The organism is Pararhodonellum marinum (assembly GCF_015354735.1).
GTDB classification, from domain to species: Bacteria; Bacteroidota; Bacteroidia; order Cytophagales; family Cyclobacteriaceae; genus Pararhodonellum; species Pararhodonellum marinum.
Genome location: NZ_JACEFJ010000009.1, coordinates 201,027 through 217,938 on the forward strand (window position 1 = coordinate 201,027; position 16,912 = coordinate 217,938).

Here is a 16,912-nt window from a genome sequence, read left to right on the forward strand (position 1 = left end):
GGTTCTTCCCACGAGCCAATTTCCAGCTCAATTCAATGAAGCATTACCTATATACTTTGTGTAGGCCACTAGTCCTAATTGTCTTTTTGCTTTCTTGCCAAAAAAAGGCTGACACCCTGTTTGTGCTGCTTGATTCCGATCACACCGGGATTACCTTCAACAACCGGATCACCGAATCAGATTCTTTCAATATTTTAACGGATGAATATATCTTCAATGGAGGCGGGGTTGCCGTGGCTGATTTTGACGGAGATGGCAGTCCAGATCTTTTTTTTACGGGAAGTCAGGTAGGCAATAAATTATACCTCAACCAAGGAAACCTTACATTCAAGGATGTGTCCCAATCAGCTGGCATCGAAGCTTTGGATACTTGGAGTACAGGGGTGGCGATAGTGGATATCAATGCGGATGGCTGGCCGGATATCTATGTTTGTGCCGCCATGTATAAGGAGAAGGGCAGAAGGGCCAATTTATTGTTTGTCCACCAGGGCCTTGATGAGGATGGCAACCCTGTATTTGAAGAAATGGCCGAAAGCTACGGTATTGCGGAATTGGGAAACAGCATGGGCGCTGCTTTTTTTGATTATGACAAAGATGGTTTTTTGGATCTGTATGTGCTCAACAACGAGCAAAGTAACACGGTACCGGGTACCTACAGGGAAAAAGTGACGGATGGTACTGCTGTCAACAATGATAAATTGTACCACAACAATGGAGATGGGACTTTTTCAGATGTGACGGTGGAGGCAGGAATAACCATTGAAGGTTTTGGATTGGGAATTGCGATCGGAGATTTCAATGAGGATGGCTGGCCTGATATCTACATAGGCAATGATTATCTGGCCAACGACCTGCTTTATATCAATAATCAGAATGGCACATTTACCAACCAAATAGGTGAAATGATCCGTCACCAAAGTTTATTTTCTATGGGAGTAGATGCCGGAGACTTCAACAATGACGGCAGTCTCGACCTGATTACGCTGGACATGTTGGCTGAAACCAACTACAGAAAAAAAACCACCATCTCCAAAAACCTGTACCAAACCTATGTCAACAATGAGTTGTATGGTTTTGAATACCAGCATGTCAGGAACATGCTGCAAGTGAACAATGGACCAGGGATCCCCTTCAGTGAAATCGGCCAAATGGCTGGGGTTTACCAGACTGATTGGAGCTGGTCCCCTTTGTTTGTAGACGTGAACAACAACGGATTGAAAGACCTTTTGGTCACCAATGGCTTTCCCAGGGACATCACGGACAAGGATTTTGCCAATTACAGACAGGATGTGGGCAATGTAGCCAGTGTGCCTATCCTGCTCGATTCCATACCCATTGTCAAAATTCCCAATTATGGATTCCAGAACAATGGAGATTTGACCTTTACAGATCAAAGTAAGACTTGGGGACTCAACATCCCGTCATTTTCCAATGGGGCAGTTTTCGTGGATCTCGATGGGGATGGCGACCTCGATTATGTGGTCAACAATATCAATGATGAGGCTTTTGTATTTGAAAATACCCTATACCATCCGACGAAAAAAGAGTTGGAGACACAATTTTTAAGGATCAAGCTAAACGGCCCTGTTCAAAACCCCTATGGACTGGGGACTAAAATCGCCATGTACCACATTGATGGAAGCATTCAATTCCACGAACATCAATTGGCTAGGGGCTACATGTCTTCCGTGGATCCTTTGGTGCATTTTGGAGTGGAGCAGGGAATGGAAGTAGAGATGCTCAGGATCCTTTGGCCCAATGGGGCTTTGATGGAAATCAAAAATCCCCGTCTCAATGAAGTCCTGGAAGTAGACTTTGATGCCTCAATCACTTCCACTTCCGATCCACTTCCTTTTCCTTTCCTGAAAAAGCCCCAAAATGTACTGCTGAAGGACCTGGGTTCAACATTGGGAATTGACTATACCCACGTAGAAGAAGATAAAATAGATTTCAATGTACAAAGGACCTTGCCTCACAAACTGACACAATTTGGGCCAGGCATTACGGTGGGTGACCTCAATGGGGATGGTCTGGAAGACTTTATCATAGGTGGTTCTGCCAAGGAGCCTATGGTCGCCTATCTTCAACAAGAGGATGGTCGTTTTTCAGAACATGATTTGTTTACAGAAGCTGTCAATTTCAATCCTGAAAATCAAGGCATGCTGCTTTTTGACCTTGACAATGATGGTGACCTCGACCTGTATGTGGTCAATGGCAGCATAGAGTTTTTGCCGGATGCTCCGGAATACCAGGATCAGCTGTTCATCAATGATGGCCAAGGGAACTTTACAGAGGACAAAAACATGCTAACCGGGATCAAAGGCAGTGGAACAACCGTTCGGGCAGCGGACTTTGACAGGGATGGTTTTCTGGACCTGTTTGTAGGAGGCAGAACCCCAATCGCCCAATATCCCTATCCGGAAAACAGTTATCTCCTGAAGAATGAAAATGGGGAATTGAGGGATGTGACGGATGAATTGGCACCTGAACTTCGCCAGGTAGGAATGGTTACAGATGCCCTCTGGACGGACTTTGATGGTGATGGACTCGTTGACTTGATGGTGGTGGGGGAGTTTATGGAAGTAACGTTTTTTAAAAATACCGGTAGGAAAATTGAAAAAACGGTTCCTGAGGGTTTGAAGGGAAAATTTGGCTGGTGGAACAGCATAGTGGCAGGGGACTTTGACGGGGATGGGGATGTGGATTATGTAGTGGGGAACCTCGGGCTCAACAATTATTACCATGCAAGTGAAGACCGTCCTCTTAAAGTGATCGCCAAGGATTTTGACAACAATGGCAGCATAGATGCGGTATTGTTCACCCATTATAAAAATGATGAAGGCGTTTATCAGTCCTTTCCCCTGCATTATTGGGATGACCTGAGTGGACAAAGTCCCATATTCAGGAAAAAATTCAGCCGTTACAAACAATATGCCTTGTCTACAGAGGAGGGTTTCTTCCGAGGGGATGACCTTGAGGGAGCACTTACTTTATCAGCCAACTACATGGAAAGCAGCTACCTTGAAAACTTAGGAAATGGGCAGTTTAAAATCCATCCCTTGCCCATTGCTGCTCAAATTGCCCCGATCAATGGCATGGTAGTGGATGATGTTGATGGAGACGGGCATTTGGATGTGCTTCTGATTGGCAATGATTATGGCAATGAGGTATTTTCGGGCAGGTATGATGCCGCTACCGGATTGGTTTTATTGGGTGATGGGAAGGGTAATTTTGAGCCGGTCCGTTCTTTTGACAGTGGGTTTTTGGTGCCTGGAGATGCCAAAGCTTTGGTGCGGTTGATATCCCCCGGGGGTAAACCAATGTATTTGGCTACCCAAAATCGTGGCCCTTTAAAGCCCTTTCAAAGGATTGGGCACCAGGATCAGGCACAATACTTTCAACCCCATCAACTGGCCCATTATCTCAGAATACGCTTTGAAGACGGAAATGAAAGAAAGGTCGAGCTGTACCACGGTTCAGGTTTTCTTTCCCAATCCAGTAGAAAAGTGCGTATCCCGGAAGGGGTGACTGAAATTGAAATGGTGGGGTATGACGGGGGGACCTTATCAAGTAGAAAAGGTGTTTTTACGGGTCGGCCATAAGGATAGGGAAGGGATTGAAGATGTTCATTCATACAACCGTCCCAAATTAGCCTTACAAAGATCAACCATCAATTGGGATACTTTTTGGCTAACGGCTTCAAAGTATTTCTTTCCTTTCTCGGCACTTGCTTTTTTAGGGTTGCCGATACCGGTATCCTCAGTCACCTGAGACCAGCGTCTTTCTGCCCAGGCCCATTTTTCCCTCAGTCCGGGAATTGTGGATTTTTTTTCTTTACCCTCACCGGCCTCTTTCAGTGGCAGAACCAGATGGGGATGCAGGTACATGATCAGGCTGCTTTCCATTTCATCTGCATGGTCTCCTTCTTCTTCAAAATAAAGGGATTTGTCCAAGGCCTGAAACCAATTACAGGAAGTGAGGAGCATTTTGGGAAATTGCAGTCCCAGTTCTCTTAAGATGGTTTTGAAATCATTGCCTCCGTGGCTGTTGAGAATCAGGAATTTATGGATCCCTTGCCGGTCCAGCACTGTCAGGATATCCCTGATGATGGCCATCTGGGTACTGGGATTCATGTTGATGTCCAGAAAAATATCAGCCTGCCCTGTATTGACTCCAAAAGGTATGGTGGGTAAAACCATCACCTTGGCTCCAGCATCATAGGCCAGCTTTCCCGCTGCCTCTCCAATGGCATCAGCCTCGTAAATATCTGTGCCATAGGGCATATGGAAATTGTGGGCTTCTGTGGCACCCCATGGCAAAACCACCAATTCGATTTCTGCGGACTTGAGATTTTTCCAGTTATTTTCTTTTAAAAGATAGGGTCTCATCGAGTTGTATTTTGGTTATCAGTACTTTTTAAAAAAAATAGGAAAACTTCAATTTATTAACCTATTAATTTATAAATTTTCCCTTTAAAAGTATTTATTCTTGGGCTTTTTATCTAATTTTCTACTTTAAATCTTAAACCATGATAGCCATGCCGGACAGGAGGAAATTTCTAAAACATTCGATTTTGTCCACCGCTATAATCCTGCCTTTCTCAGGTAAGGCCATAAGCCTGATCAAATCGAATGGGGCTTCGGATGCATATAAACCTTTGATTCTATCTACCTGGGAGCATGGCATGCCAGCAAATGAACGGGCTTGGGAGGTGCTTAAGGAGTCAGGTAATGTGGTGGATGCGGTAGAAGAAGGGGTGAAAGTGACGGAACTGGATATGGATAACCTATCGGTAGGCTTACAGGGTTTGCCTGATCGTGAGGGCATCCCCACTTTGGATGCTTCTATCATGATGGGCGACGGTTCTTGTGGGGCTGTGGCCTTTGTAAGGCAGGTGAAGCATCCCATCTCTCTAGCACGAAAGGTTATGGAAGAAACGCCACATGTGCTGTTGGCAGGAGAAGGGGCCAGGCAATTTGCCATAGCTCAGGGTTTTCCGATGGAAAAGGAAGCCCTAAGTCCAAAAGCTGAAATGATGTATCAGGAATGGAAAAAAACAGCCACATACAAACCCATCATCAACATTGAAAACCATGATACCATTGGCATGATTGCTTTGGGTGAGGATGGGAAAATGGCAGGCTCCTGTACCACGAGCGGCTTGGCTTACAAGATGCATGGCCGAGTGGGTGACAGCCCGATCATCGGAGCAGGCCTCTATGTAGATGATGAGGTGGGAGCAGCTACCGCCACTGGCTTGGGAGAATCCATCATCAGGATCAATGGGAGTTTTTTAATAGTGGAATTGATGCGGCAGGGTCGCACACCCCAGGAGGCCTGTGAGGAGGCCGTAAGAAGGCTTATCTCCAAAAACAAAAATATTTCAGACATTCAGGCCGGTTTTTTGGCTTTCAACAAAGAAGGGGCATACGGTGCCTATTCAGTTCAACCAGGATTCAATTTTGCCTGTCACCACCAAAAAGGAGGGAATTTATTGGATGCAAAAAGCAAGTTTTGACATGATGCGAATGCTCCTTGAAGCCCCGGTATTTACCATAGAAGCAGCCATCAAAGCAGCCGAGTTCGGTGTAGATCGCATTGAGCTTTGCGCTGACTTCGGCGAAGGGGGAACTACCCCAAGTATCGGAACCTTGATTTATCTGAAAAAGAAAATTAGCATTCCGATATTTGTCATGATCCGACCTAGAGGGGGAGATTTTGTTTACTCCGATGAAGAATTGGAGATCATGAAAATCGACCTTCAAATGCTCAAAACACTGGGGGCTGATGGGTTTGTTTTCGGAGTATTGAAAGCTGATGGCAAAGTCAACATAGGGGCATGCGAAGATTTGATCCAGCTCACAGATGGGTTGCCCTGTACTTTTCATAGAGCCATCGATGCCACCCCTTCTTTGGAAAAATCTTTGGAAGCCATCATAGAATGTGGTTTCCGGCGGGTCTTGACTTCTGGTGGAAGTAACACAGTGGAGGCCGGAAAAGAAATGGTCAAAAAATTGATGGTCAGGGCTGCTGACCGCATTGTCATCTTGCCGGGAGGAGGTACTTCCCCTGAGCATGTTCCTTATTTTGAGTCCACAGGCTACCTTAAGGAATTACATGCCAGCTGCAAAATGTTTAGGCCCTCCAAGAATAGGTTTTATCCCAAAGACCTTAAACTTTCCACAGATCCCAACAGCTACAAGCAGATTCTCACCATTGACCCCGACAAAGTAGCTGCTTTCAGAGCTGTAATGGATCAAAAAAACGAAAGAATTTAATATGGTTAATCGTGGTTTGTAGGCTGATTTTTGAATATGAGATGCATTAGCTTGCATTTAAGGTTTTGAGTTGACGTTAATATTTATTATATTATTGGGCTCAAATAATCAAAAATAACCATGGTAAAAAGTTTCCAAGGGGTCAGAGTTGTTGAACCCAAACACAAAGTAGATCCAGCCATATTGGTGAGTGATCACATGAGTACCAATTTGATCACTTTCTTCCCGGACGACACCATTGATCACGTCCTTCATGTCCTCACCCAAAAGAAAATATCAGGTGCTCCCGTTGTGGATAGAAACAACAAATTGGTCGGTATCATTTCTGAAGTTGACTGCCTCAAGGAAATCATCAAAGGAAAATACACCAATACGCCTGCGTTCCCAGGAAAGGTCAGTGAACACATGACCAAAGATGTCATTACCCTTTCACCTGATGTCACCCTATTTGATGCGGCCGGCAAATTTCTGGAACTTAAAATCCGGAGATTTCCTGTGATGAGGGATGATAGACTGGTGGGGCAAATCAGCCTTAGCGATATCATAAGGGCTTTTCCAAAACTAAAAGACACCAACTGGCATTGAAATAATGGCGCTTGATTTTCTCGTTTCAGCAAGTTTACAATTTAGTGGATAATACCTGTTAGATATATCCTGCTGTCAAGTAAATCAGGATTCCCATCCATTCCTTAACCAATTTGTGCCACAAAGACAAGGCATTTGGATTAGGGTATAATAGTGAGGGAAGATCAAATTTAGTGTCATGGGCATAATAATCCACCGGAAAAGTATCGGTTTTCAAACCGACTTTGTCAAAGCAGGCTTTGGCTCTTTTCATGTGAAATGCAGAGGTGATCAAGAGAAAAGTTTGATCTAGGTCAAACTTTTCTTTTTTTAAAAAATCTTTGGAAAAGGAAGCATTTTCTCTTGTATTCACCGCCTCATTTTCTATCAAAATATTTTCAATAGGTACTCCCGCCATGACCATAAAATCAGCCAACAGTTGGGCTTCGGTCTGCTCATTGGTTGGGTTGAATCCCTGCCCACCTGTAATGAGGATTTTTTTTATTTTACCAAGCTTATACAATTGAAGGGCATGGGTAGCCCGGTCCGCCCCTTTGTTAAAAAAGGTCCTGTCTGGGCTGGTTTTATTTAGGTTGGTCACTCCTGTGAGAACGATTCCGATTTCATAATCCGGAAGGTCATCAAAGTCCACAAAATCCGGTTCCCAGATTCTCATGCTTTCATTGGCGATAAACGGATTGGAAAAAAACAGCAGGAGAATAATTCCCAACCAAAGAACCTTCCTGTTTTTCCATATCACACCTACCAAAGTCAAAAGGATGGCAATGGTAAATGGCATAACTAGAAAACCCAAAAGCTGGGAGAGATAAAAGAACATGTTTTTTTACCGAAAGATAATCAAGAATTGTAAAATTCCAGAAATTAGCGGTCCAAAAATGGCTTTGATTTTTTTGATCTCCTGAGGGAAATGGTTTTAGAAGTTTAGGTAAAAAAACAGCCAATTTTATATTATTCTGAAGGTTATTTTCTGATCATTTTTCTTTTGCTATTGGCCAATTCCTTATTTTTGAGCTATGACATCAGATTACCCAAACTTGTCCCCCATGTTGGAGGATTTGGCCACCCGTTTGGAAGGTGAGCTTAAGTATGATACCCTTACCAAAACCCTTTACGCCACCGATGCATCTGTCTACAGAGAAATCCCTTTGGCAGTTGCTTTTCCCAAATCCGAAGCAGACATTCAAAAGCTGATCCAATTTGCCAAGGCCCATAAAACTTCATTGATCCCTCGAACTGCAGGTACCTCCCTTGCAGGGCAATGTGTAGGCAACGGGATTGTAGTGGACGTTTCCAAACATTTCACTGAAATATTGGAATTCAATGCCGTAGAAAAATGGGTAAGGGTGCAGCCGGGGGTGGTCAGGGATGAGCTCAACCGCTTTTTGAAACCACACGGGCTATTTTTCAGCCCCATCACCTCTACCGCCAACAGGGCCATGATCGGTGGTATGGTGGGTAACAATTCTTCAGGTACCACTTCCATCGTCTATGGGACCACCCGGGACAAAGTAATGGAGCTAAAGACGATGCTGAGTGATGGAAGTCAGGCGGTTTTCGGTCCGATTTCCATAACTGAGTTTGAGAAAAAATGTGTCATGGATGGCTTGGAAGGATCCCTCTACAGGCAGGTCAGGGAAACCCTATCCCAGCCCGGTATTCAAAAAAATATAAGAGACCATTTCCCAAAAAAATCCATTCACCGAAGGAATACCGGATATGCTGTAGATGCACTTTTGGACTCGAATCTATTTACCGAAGGTGGAGAGGCCTTCAACTTTTGCCAACTGCTGGCAGGTTCGGAAGGTACGCTGGCATTTACGACAGAGGTAAAAATCAAGCTCGATCCATTGCCTGAGCCTGTCGAAATAGTGGTGGCAGCACATTTTACCAGTATAAACCAGAGCATGAAAGCGGCCCAAGTGGCCATGAAACATCCTGCCACTGCGGTGGAACTGATGGATAAAATCATCTTGGATTGTACTAAGGAAAGCTTGGAATACGGTAAAAATCGGTATTTCGTAGAAGGAGACCCTATGGCTTTGCTGATGATCGAATTTACAGGCAAGACAGAAGAGGAGGCAAGGGCCAAAGGGGAAAAACTCATCGAAGACCTTCAAGCGGCAGATTTAGGCTATGCCTATCCGGTTATCGGTCCAGATCTGACCAAGTCTGCCTGGGCCCTCAGAAGCGCAGGTTTAGGTTTGCTGGCCAACATACCGGGGGACAGGAAAGCGGTGGCCTGCATTGAAGATACAGCCGTTGACATTGATGATTTGGCAGATTACATTGAGGAATTTGACCAAATGATGGTTGCCTATGGGCAGGAACCTGTCCACTATGCCCATGCGGGTGCGGGAGAAATTCACCTCAGACCCATACTGGACCTCAAAAAGAAAGCTGATCAAGAGGAGTTCTACAATATTTCACTTGATGTAGCCAAACTGGTCAAAAAATACCGTGGGTCTTTGAGCGGGGAACATGGGGACGGTCGAGTTAGGGCTCCTTTTATCCCATTGATGGTTGGGGAGGAAAATTATCAGCTTTTTAGAAGGATTAAATACACCTGGGATCCGGACAATATTTTTAATCCCGGGAAGATAGTGGATACCGCTCCAATGAATACTTCGCTTCGCTATACCCCTGACATGGTTACTCCCGAGCAGCATACGCTGATGGATTTCAGCCATGTTGGAGGATTTCTCCGTTTGGCTGAAAAATGCAATGGCTCCGGGGATTGTAGGAAGTTGCCGGGTTCTGGTGGAACCATGTGCCCCAGCTATCAGGCGACAAGAAATGAAAAGGAAACAACAAGAGGCAGGGCCAATACCCTCAGAGAATTTTTGACCTTGGACAAACAGTCCAATCCCTTTGACCATCCTGAAATCAAAGAAGCGCTTGACCTTTGTCTTTCCTGTAAAGGCTGCACTTCCGAATGCCCATCCAATGTGGACATGGCTTCCATGAAAGCGGAATTCCTTTACCAATATCAAAAAACCCATGGTATCCCTTTGCGTTCAAAAGCTTTTGCCCATATCAATGAATTGAATGGTTTGGCTTCTATTATGCCCGGATTAGCTAATTTTTCCCTATCAAATGGCCTAACAGGCGGCCTGATGAAATCGGTTTTGGGCGTTGCCCCAAAAAGAAACCTACCTCAGGTCAGTAAATTAAGTTTAAGGAAATGGTACAAAAGGAATTATGCTTCCCTACCGGGTAAATCCCCCGCAATCAAGTCTTTTTATTTATTTATCGATGAATTCACCAATCACAACGATACCCATATCGGCATCCCTGCGATCAAATTGCTCAAAAAGTTGGGCTATGACATCAAAGTAATCGCTCATGAAGAAAGCGGACGGTCAGCCCTTTCAAAAGGCTTGCTGGAAAAAGCTAGAAAGCATGCCGAAGCCAATGTGGTTGCTTTCCAGGATCTGGTGGATGGGGATGTTCCTTTGGTGGGCATAGAGCCATCTGCGATATTGAGCTTCAGGGATGAATATCCTAGATTAGTCAGAAAGGAATTTGTAGAAGGAGCCAAAAAATTGAAGTTTCATACCCTCCTGATCGATGAGTTTATCGGTAGAGAAATTGCATCCGGCAACATTTCAGCAAATAGTTTTACCAATGCCAAACGGACCATCAAACTGCATGGCCATTGTCATCAAAAAGCACTTTCTTCACTCAGCTGGACCAAGAAGCTACTGGAACTTCCCAGAAATTATCAGGTGGAGGTCATTCCATCCGGCTGTTGTGGTATGGCCGGTTCATTCGGTTATGAAGCTGAACATTATGCCCTGAGTATGCAAATTGGTGAGATGGTCTTGTTTCCGGCGGTAAGGGATTCAGATGCGGCCACACAGATAGCAGCACCAGGCACTTCCTGTCGCCATCAAATCGCCGACGGTACCGGAAAAAAAGCCAAGCACCCAGTCGAGATTCTCTTTGAAGCCCTCAACCTTTGAGGTCTTCGGGACCTCGAAGGTTTTCTACCTACTGTGGTTGAGCAGCTGAATAACCTGACTTTTGAGTTTTTTTTGCCACGAATGCATGAATGGGCACTAATTTTTATGGGTTAACTTTTTTGGGCTCCCGGACCGTCAAGATAGCCGGATAACTTAATAACCAGATCCCTTAGTGCCTTAGAGACTTTGTGGCATTTAATCTTCGACCTCATTTGAAACTTCAGAGGTCAACCTCTCCTTTGGCCACTTTTCTAGCCAGGATCAAGGCATTGTAAACATTCGCGATTTTCCCGCTTCTGGAAATTTCCGACAAAGTGCGGTTTTCTCCTCCCATCTCATTCCCGACAGTTACTTTTATGGAGGTGTGCAAACCCGATTCCATGATGATTTTTTTGACTTGAGCTGCAGTAAGTTCAGGGTAATAAGACCTGATCAATGCGGCCAATCCTGATACTGCAGGAGCAGCCATGGACGTGCCGCTTTGGAGTTCATATTCGTTTTCGGGCATGGTGGAGTAAATTTGAGATCCAGGGGCAAATATATCCACGTTTTTGGCACCGAAATTCGAAAAAGGGGCAAGGAGATTTGGACCGTATTGCTCAGTGATGGCACCCACTGTGAGGACATTGTCTACAAATTCTTCTCCATTGTTATATTGATGGTCGTTGGGGTAATTTGCATTTTCAGGTAAGTCCAAGTCCATACCTTCATTGCCTGCGGAAAGAACTACCAGTACATCTTTGGAAGCCGCGTATTGTAAGGCTTCATATACCCACTCGGCATTGGGAGAAAATCCCTTTCCAAAACTGGCATTGATGATTTTGGCTCCATTGTCCACAGCATATCGAATCCCCAAGGCGATGTCCTTGTCATATTCATCCCCATTGGGAACGGCCCTGACACTCATGATGGCTACATTGTTGGCCACCCCTTTGATTCCAAGTTTATTTTTGCGGTCGGCTGCAATGATGCCGGCCACATGGGTTCCATGGCTTTCATCCGGTACCAAAATTTGAGGGTTTCCATTGCCATAGCCTCGGTCCTCAAAATCATAAGGATCATCACCCACGACTTCTCTGCCATCAAATTCCAGATTGAGGTGATAGTTGACTTTTTCGTCAAAATAAGTCAGGCTTTGGGAAAAAATGTCTTTGAGTTCCTCTATGCTTTCTGCAAAACCCAACATCTGCATCAAAAACCCTACATGTTGTTGGATGGCAGGGTCATCCGATTGAAGGTTATCCAGGTCATCTTCGTCATAGACTTCTTTACCAAGAACCTTCTGTATCGCCTGATCTGCCTGATCGACCATATTGATCAATTGTTGTGATTGCTGTTTTCCTTGCGTGGCTTCTGCATATTCTGTTTCAAACTTTGCTTTGGCTTGACTACGAAGGGCAGCATCACCTAATTTTAAATTCAAAATCCGGGTCATTTCCAATTGCTCATTGTATGCATCTCCAAGGAAATTGTATCCATGGACATCATCCACATAGCCATTGTTGTCATTATCTTGTCCATTTCCTGCAATTTCTCCAGGATTGGTCCATAAAACCCCTTTCAAGTCCTCATGGGTAAGGTCAATACCGGCATCTAATACGGCGACGATGACGGGATCACCTTTCTTTTTGCGGATGATCTCGCTATAAGCCCTGTTGATACTCATGCCCGGAATAGTATCCTTGATCAAATCCAGGTGCCACCAATTTTGGGCTTCTTGTGTGCTCAACTCAGCATTTTTGGAAGGCAAGTTGTTGGGGATGCTTAAGGGTTCAGATACAGGCTTAAGGGCGCTGCAGGCAGAAACACCCAAGATAAAAATTAATGCGAAGGCTCTGATTACAGACTTTCGTGAAGATGAAATTTGAATTGGAAGGGAATACATAGATATAAATTCGTTGGGATAGAAAAATCGGCCTTTCAAAAATAGCTTTTCCATTTTGTAAAACTAAATATTCACGCTTGTTTTATTTGAAAGGAATCCGGTAGCTGAATCTAATTTTGTACCAAAGTACTTTTTGGTTTTCTTTTTTAAGTGAAATTATCCTGCCAACTACTGTCAATTCCTTTATAATCCCGTTGAAATCACATTGATTTGTCTAAATTGATTTTTGAACATGAAAAACAGACCTTTTATCATTTACAAATCCTCTGCAGGATCGGGTAAGACATACACCTTGACCACAGAGTACCTCAAGCTGGCATTGATATCCCCGGAAAGTTTCAGATCTATTTTGGCGGTGACATTTACCAATAAAGCCACTCAGGAGATGAAGGAGCGGATACTAAAGGAATTAAAGCGCCTAAAAACAGAGGTCAGACCCAATGAAAAAATGGATACTGAAATCCTCAAGGCTTTGGATATCAGTGAGGAGCAACTGAAAGTCCGTGCTGCCCATTCCCTTACTGCCATTCTTCATGATTATGGCCGGTTTTCAGTCAGTACCATAGATAGTTTTTTTCAGAAAGTGGTCAGGGCTTTTGCCCGTGAAATGGACCTCAATGCCAAGTTTGAGGTGGAAATGGATCAGGATGATGTGTTGGACAGAGTGGTAGACAGAGTGGTCGGCAATGTGATGGAGGATAAATTTCTGCATAAATGGCTGGTGGATTATGCAGCCGAGGAGATCCAAAACGGTAGGTCTTGGGACATCCGAAGAAACATTAAAATGCTTGGCAGTCAAATTTTTCAGGAAAATTTTAAAAAATATGGGTTGGAAATCAAGGAGTTTTTGAAGGAGAAAGAAAATCTCAATCAGCTTCAATCCTACCTCAGGGATAAGAAAAAAGAGCTTGTGTCCATCACTTTGCAACTGAAAGAGGAAGCCAACCGAATCCGGGAAGCCAATGGATTGCAATGGACGGATTTTTCAGGAGGATCCAGGTCTTTTGCGCTTAAATTCGATAAACTGGGGAATCAAAAACAACCTGTTGCAGAGTTGAGTCCAACACAGGTCAATTTACCCTATTCTGAAGTAGGCTGGTTTTCCAAAAGCTGCAAGCAAATTGATGCCATTGCATCTGCCTATCATCAGGGCCTGGGTAATATTCTTGGTCAATTTGAACCCTTGCTCTTCAAATGGAACACCCTCGAAGCGATGTCTAAAAATATCTTTGTTTATGGGATATTCAGGAATTTATTGGAGGAACTCATTCAGGTCAAGGATGAGGAAAATATGTTGCTTATCTCGGATGCCAATGAATTTCTCAAAGAGATCACCCGGGAAAATGATGCACCATTCATCTATGAAAAAGTGGGAAACCAATATAAAAATTACCTAATTGATGAATTTCAGGATACCTCAGGCTTTCAGTGGGCAAGTTTCAAGCCTTTATTGGAAAATTCGCTTTCCCAAGGCCATACCAACCTCCTTGTAGGCGATGTCAAGCAATCCATTTACCGTTGGCGGGGAGGGGAGATGAAATTGCTTTTGGAGCAGGTGGAAAGCGAAATAGGCAACGAGTATATTGACAAAAGAAATCTGGACACCAATTATAGGAGTTTGCCGAATATCATCGCTTTCAACAATGCTCTATTCAAGAAGTTGCCCCAATCCTTCGAAAATGTAGTGAAACAATCTTGTCAGGTAGAAGATGCAAGTATCATTTCAAAAGCCTATCAGGATGTATTTCAACATGTTTCTCCCTATAAAGCGAATGCTGATTACAAAGGCAAAGTCAGGTTTGATTTTATCGATGTGAAGGAAAGTGAGGAAGAAGAAGGCAAGTTTGATGAACAGGTCATAAATAGATTGCCCCACATGGTGATGGAATTGCAGGACAAAGGCTATGGTTTGAAAGACATTGCTTTTTTGGTGAGACGAAAATCGGAGGGGGAGGCCATAGCAGATGCTTTGATGGCGTTTAGCTCAGAAAATCCTGATTTGGAATACCGCTTTGATGTACTATCCGATGAATCCATGTACCTTCAAAAATCCGCCTCGGTCAAAGCACTAGTTGCGGGGCTTAAATACCTGAATGATCCTGAAGACAAGGTGCAGTTCAAGACCATGTGGTATTATCGGTCTGTGTTGCGGAATGAACCTATAGGTCATGAGCTATTTGCCTTGGATCAATCCCCTGTCCATTTGATTGAAAAAATTAAAGCCTTTCAGGAAAAAGAAAAAGCGTTGTTGCAATTGCCTTTGATGGAAGCTTTGGAGGAATTGATAAACCAACTTGATCTGCAGGAATCAGGTATGGAAAAGGCTTATTTGTCCGGTTTCAAAGAGGCGGTTTTTGAATTTACGGCGAACAACCGGGCTGACCTGCCTGGTTTTTTGACCTGGTGGGAGGAAAATCAAACCAAACGTACGGTCAAAATCCCCGAAGGGCACGATGCCATGCGGATCCTTACCATCCATAAATCCAAAGGTTTGCAGTTCAAGGCAGTTCTGATGCCCTTTCTGAAATGGACCATTTTTGACACCAATAAAAGCAATGTAATCTGGTCCCCTTTTGAGGATAGGGAAAAAGGGCTGAATGTCATCATTCCTTTGAACTTAAATTCAAGGCTTTCCAAGTCGGATTTTAAGGATACTTATGGAGAAGAGGCCATCTTGGCTTATTTGGACAGTTTGAACATGATTTATGTGGCCTTTACTAGAGCTGAAGAGGTGATTTGGGGCCTTTCCCCCTTCAAACAGGAATTCAAAAAGGAGACCTCTTTGAACTATTTGGAAATTCACCTGCAACAGTTACTCAGTACTTCCATGGATGCACCTGGAGAACTCTCCCTTTCAGAATATTATGATACAGAATCGAAAACATTCGACTTTGGGGATTGGCCAAAAGTAGGGAAAATGCCAGTAGCAGCTTATGAAACTCCACCACTTCGCTGGACCTATCAGAACTGGACCGAGTTGCTTGAGGTCAAACAATATGCTGTTGACTTTTCCAAAGAAGGATTGGATCAGAGGCAAAAGCGGGATTTTGGTTTGTTGGTGCATGAGCTCTTGGAAAAATCCCGAACCCAAACTGATATCAGCATGAATTTAGATGCTTTTTATTTTGAAGGAAGATTGGATGAAGCGGAGAAAATTGAAGTGAGCAAGCAATTGGACCAACTGTTTGCCAACCCGGTCTTTGCAGCGTGGTTTGAAGGGGAGGGGCAGCTGATGGCCGAGCAGGGCATTCTACTACCCGATGGCTCCCAAAAGCGGCCGGACAGAATCATTCTCAAAGACCATGAAGCAATTGTTGTAGATTTCAAGACCGGGGCTGCATTCAAAGGGCACCAATTACAGGTCAGGGAATATATGGACTTGGTGGCATCCTTGAGTCAAAAGAATACGAAAGGTTATTTGTGCTATTTGGAAGATGGGAGAGTTGTAGAGGTGGTATAAGCTTTTCAGTACTGTTGTTTATAATAGGCAAATAGTAAAAATGCTGTTTATAAAAAACAATATGGATCGATTAATAGAGATTTCAAAAAGAAAAGTCAAAGACCAAAAAGCGACCTTCAATCGGTTTCTTGTTGATGAAATAGACTGGAACTTGAAATTAATCCTGATTCTGGGGCCAAGGGGAACTGGTAAAACCACCTTATTGACTGTTCGGAATATGCACAAGCTATTGTATATCATCAGCCAATCTGTACCTTTTATTCCGAATATCAGCAAGTTATCTGAGAAATTGGGAGCCTCCAGCAATCAGATTCTAAAAATTTTGGATTTGTTGGAAAAAGCCGAGGTATTAAATTTATTGAAACAGGATAACAAAGGGGTTAGTTTTTTACAAAAACCTGAAAAAATATATCTAAATAATCCGAATTTAAGTTTTGCTATGTCAAGCGGGCTTCCTGACAAAGGTAATTTGAGAGAAACATTTTTCTTTTCCCAAACTAAAGTCAAACATGAAGTCACCTTTCCCAAATACGGGGATTTTTTGTTGGATGATCAATATTTATTTGAAATTGGAGGTGCCGGAAAAACAGCGCAACAAATCAAAGGCATTCCTTCATCATATATAGCAGCAGATGATATCAAATCCGGTCAAAGTTCAAAAATCCCTCTTTGGCTTTTTGGTTTTCTGTATTAACTAGAATTATCCCAATAATAAAAATTTTATTCAGACATCCTCTGTCAA

At 43.6% G+C, this 16,912-nt stretch carries 10 protein-coding genes; 7 read left to right on the top strand and 3 right to left on the bottom strand.

Annotation, left to right across the window (positions count from 1 at the left end):
• Window positions 1–35: 35 nt before the first annotated feature.
• Complete coding sequence (locus tag H1A14_RS16555) at window positions 36–3,602, top strand: VCBS repeat-containing protein (protein ID WP_194777393.1); 3,567 nt, start codon at window positions 36–38, stop codon at window positions 3,600–3,602.
• Window positions 3,603–3,626: 24 nt separating this feature from the next.
• Here H1A14_RS16555 and H1A14_RS16560 read toward each other — a convergent pair whose 3' ends face one another.
• Window positions 3,627–4,388, bottom strand: a complete 762-nt coding sequence (locus H1A14_RS16560) for a creatininase family protein (RefSeq protein WP_194777394.1) — start codon at window positions 4,386–4,388, stop codon at window positions 3,627–3,629.
• 149 nt (window positions 4,389–4,537) lie between these two features.
• Between H1A14_RS16560 and H1A14_RS16565 the strand changes: the two genes are divergently transcribed.
• The 3 genes from H1A14_RS16565 (at window position 4,538) to H1A14_RS16575 (ending at window position 6,863) form a co-directional block, all read left to right on the top strand.
• Entirely contained in the window at window positions 4,538–5,518 is a 981-nt protein-coding gene (locus tag H1A14_RS16565) for an isoaspartyl peptidase/L-asparaginase family protein (RefSeq protein WP_194777426.1), read from the top strand.
• A 1-nt stretch (window position 5,519) separates the two neighbouring features.
• Window positions 5,520–6,278, top strand: coding sequence for a copper homeostasis protein CutC (locus H1A14_RS16570; RefSeq protein WP_194777395.1), 759 nt, complete (start codon window positions 5,520–5,522; stop codon window positions 6,276–6,278).
• A 120-nt stretch (window positions 6,279–6,398) separates the two neighbouring features.
• Complete coding sequence (locus H1A14_RS16575; protein WP_194777396.1) at window positions 6,399–6,863, top strand: CBS domain-containing protein; 465 nt, start codon at window positions 6,399–6,401, stop codon at window positions 6,861–6,863.
• A 58-nt stretch (window positions 6,864–6,921) separates the two neighbouring features.
• Here the strand turns inward: H1A14_RS16575 and H1A14_RS16580 are convergent, their stop codons facing one another.
• Entirely contained in the window at window positions 6,922–7,680 is a 759-nt protein-coding gene (locus H1A14_RS16580) for a YdcF family protein (RefSeq protein WP_194777397.1), read from the bottom strand.
• Between the two features lie 196 nt (window positions 7,681–7,876).
• Here H1A14_RS16580 and H1A14_RS16585 point away from each other — a divergent pair, with 196 nt between their 5' ends.
• Window positions 7,877–10,825, top strand: a complete 2,949-nt coding sequence (locus H1A14_RS16585; protein ID WP_194777398.1) for an FAD-binding and (Fe-S)-binding domain-containing protein — start codon at window positions 7,877–7,879, stop codon at window positions 10,823–10,825.
• Between the two features lie 220 nt (window positions 10,826–11,045).
• Here H1A14_RS16585 and H1A14_RS16590 read toward each other — a convergent pair whose 3' ends face one another.
• The gene (locus H1A14_RS16590) at window positions 11,046–12,764 is read right to left on the bottom strand and encodes a S8 family serine peptidase (protein ID WP_228527823.1); all 1,719 of its coding nucleotides are present in this window, start codon (window positions 12,762–12,764) and stop codon (window positions 11,046–11,048) included.
• Window positions 12,765–12,942: 178 nt separating this feature from the next.
• On the opposite strand from H1A14_RS16590, the gene H1A14_RS16595 reads away from it, so the two are divergent.
• Window positions 12,943–16,170, top strand: coding sequence for a UvrD-helicase domain-containing protein (locus H1A14_RS16595; RefSeq protein WP_194777399.1), 3,228 nt, complete (start codon window positions 12,943–12,945; stop codon window positions 16,168–16,170).
• A gap of 61 nt (window positions 16,171–16,231) precedes the next feature.
• Window positions 16,232–16,864, top strand: coding sequence for an ATP-binding protein (locus tag H1A14_RS16600; protein ID WP_194777400.1), 633 nt, complete (start codon window positions 16,232–16,234; stop codon window positions 16,862–16,864).
• Window positions 16,865–16,912 lie beyond the last annotated feature (48 nt).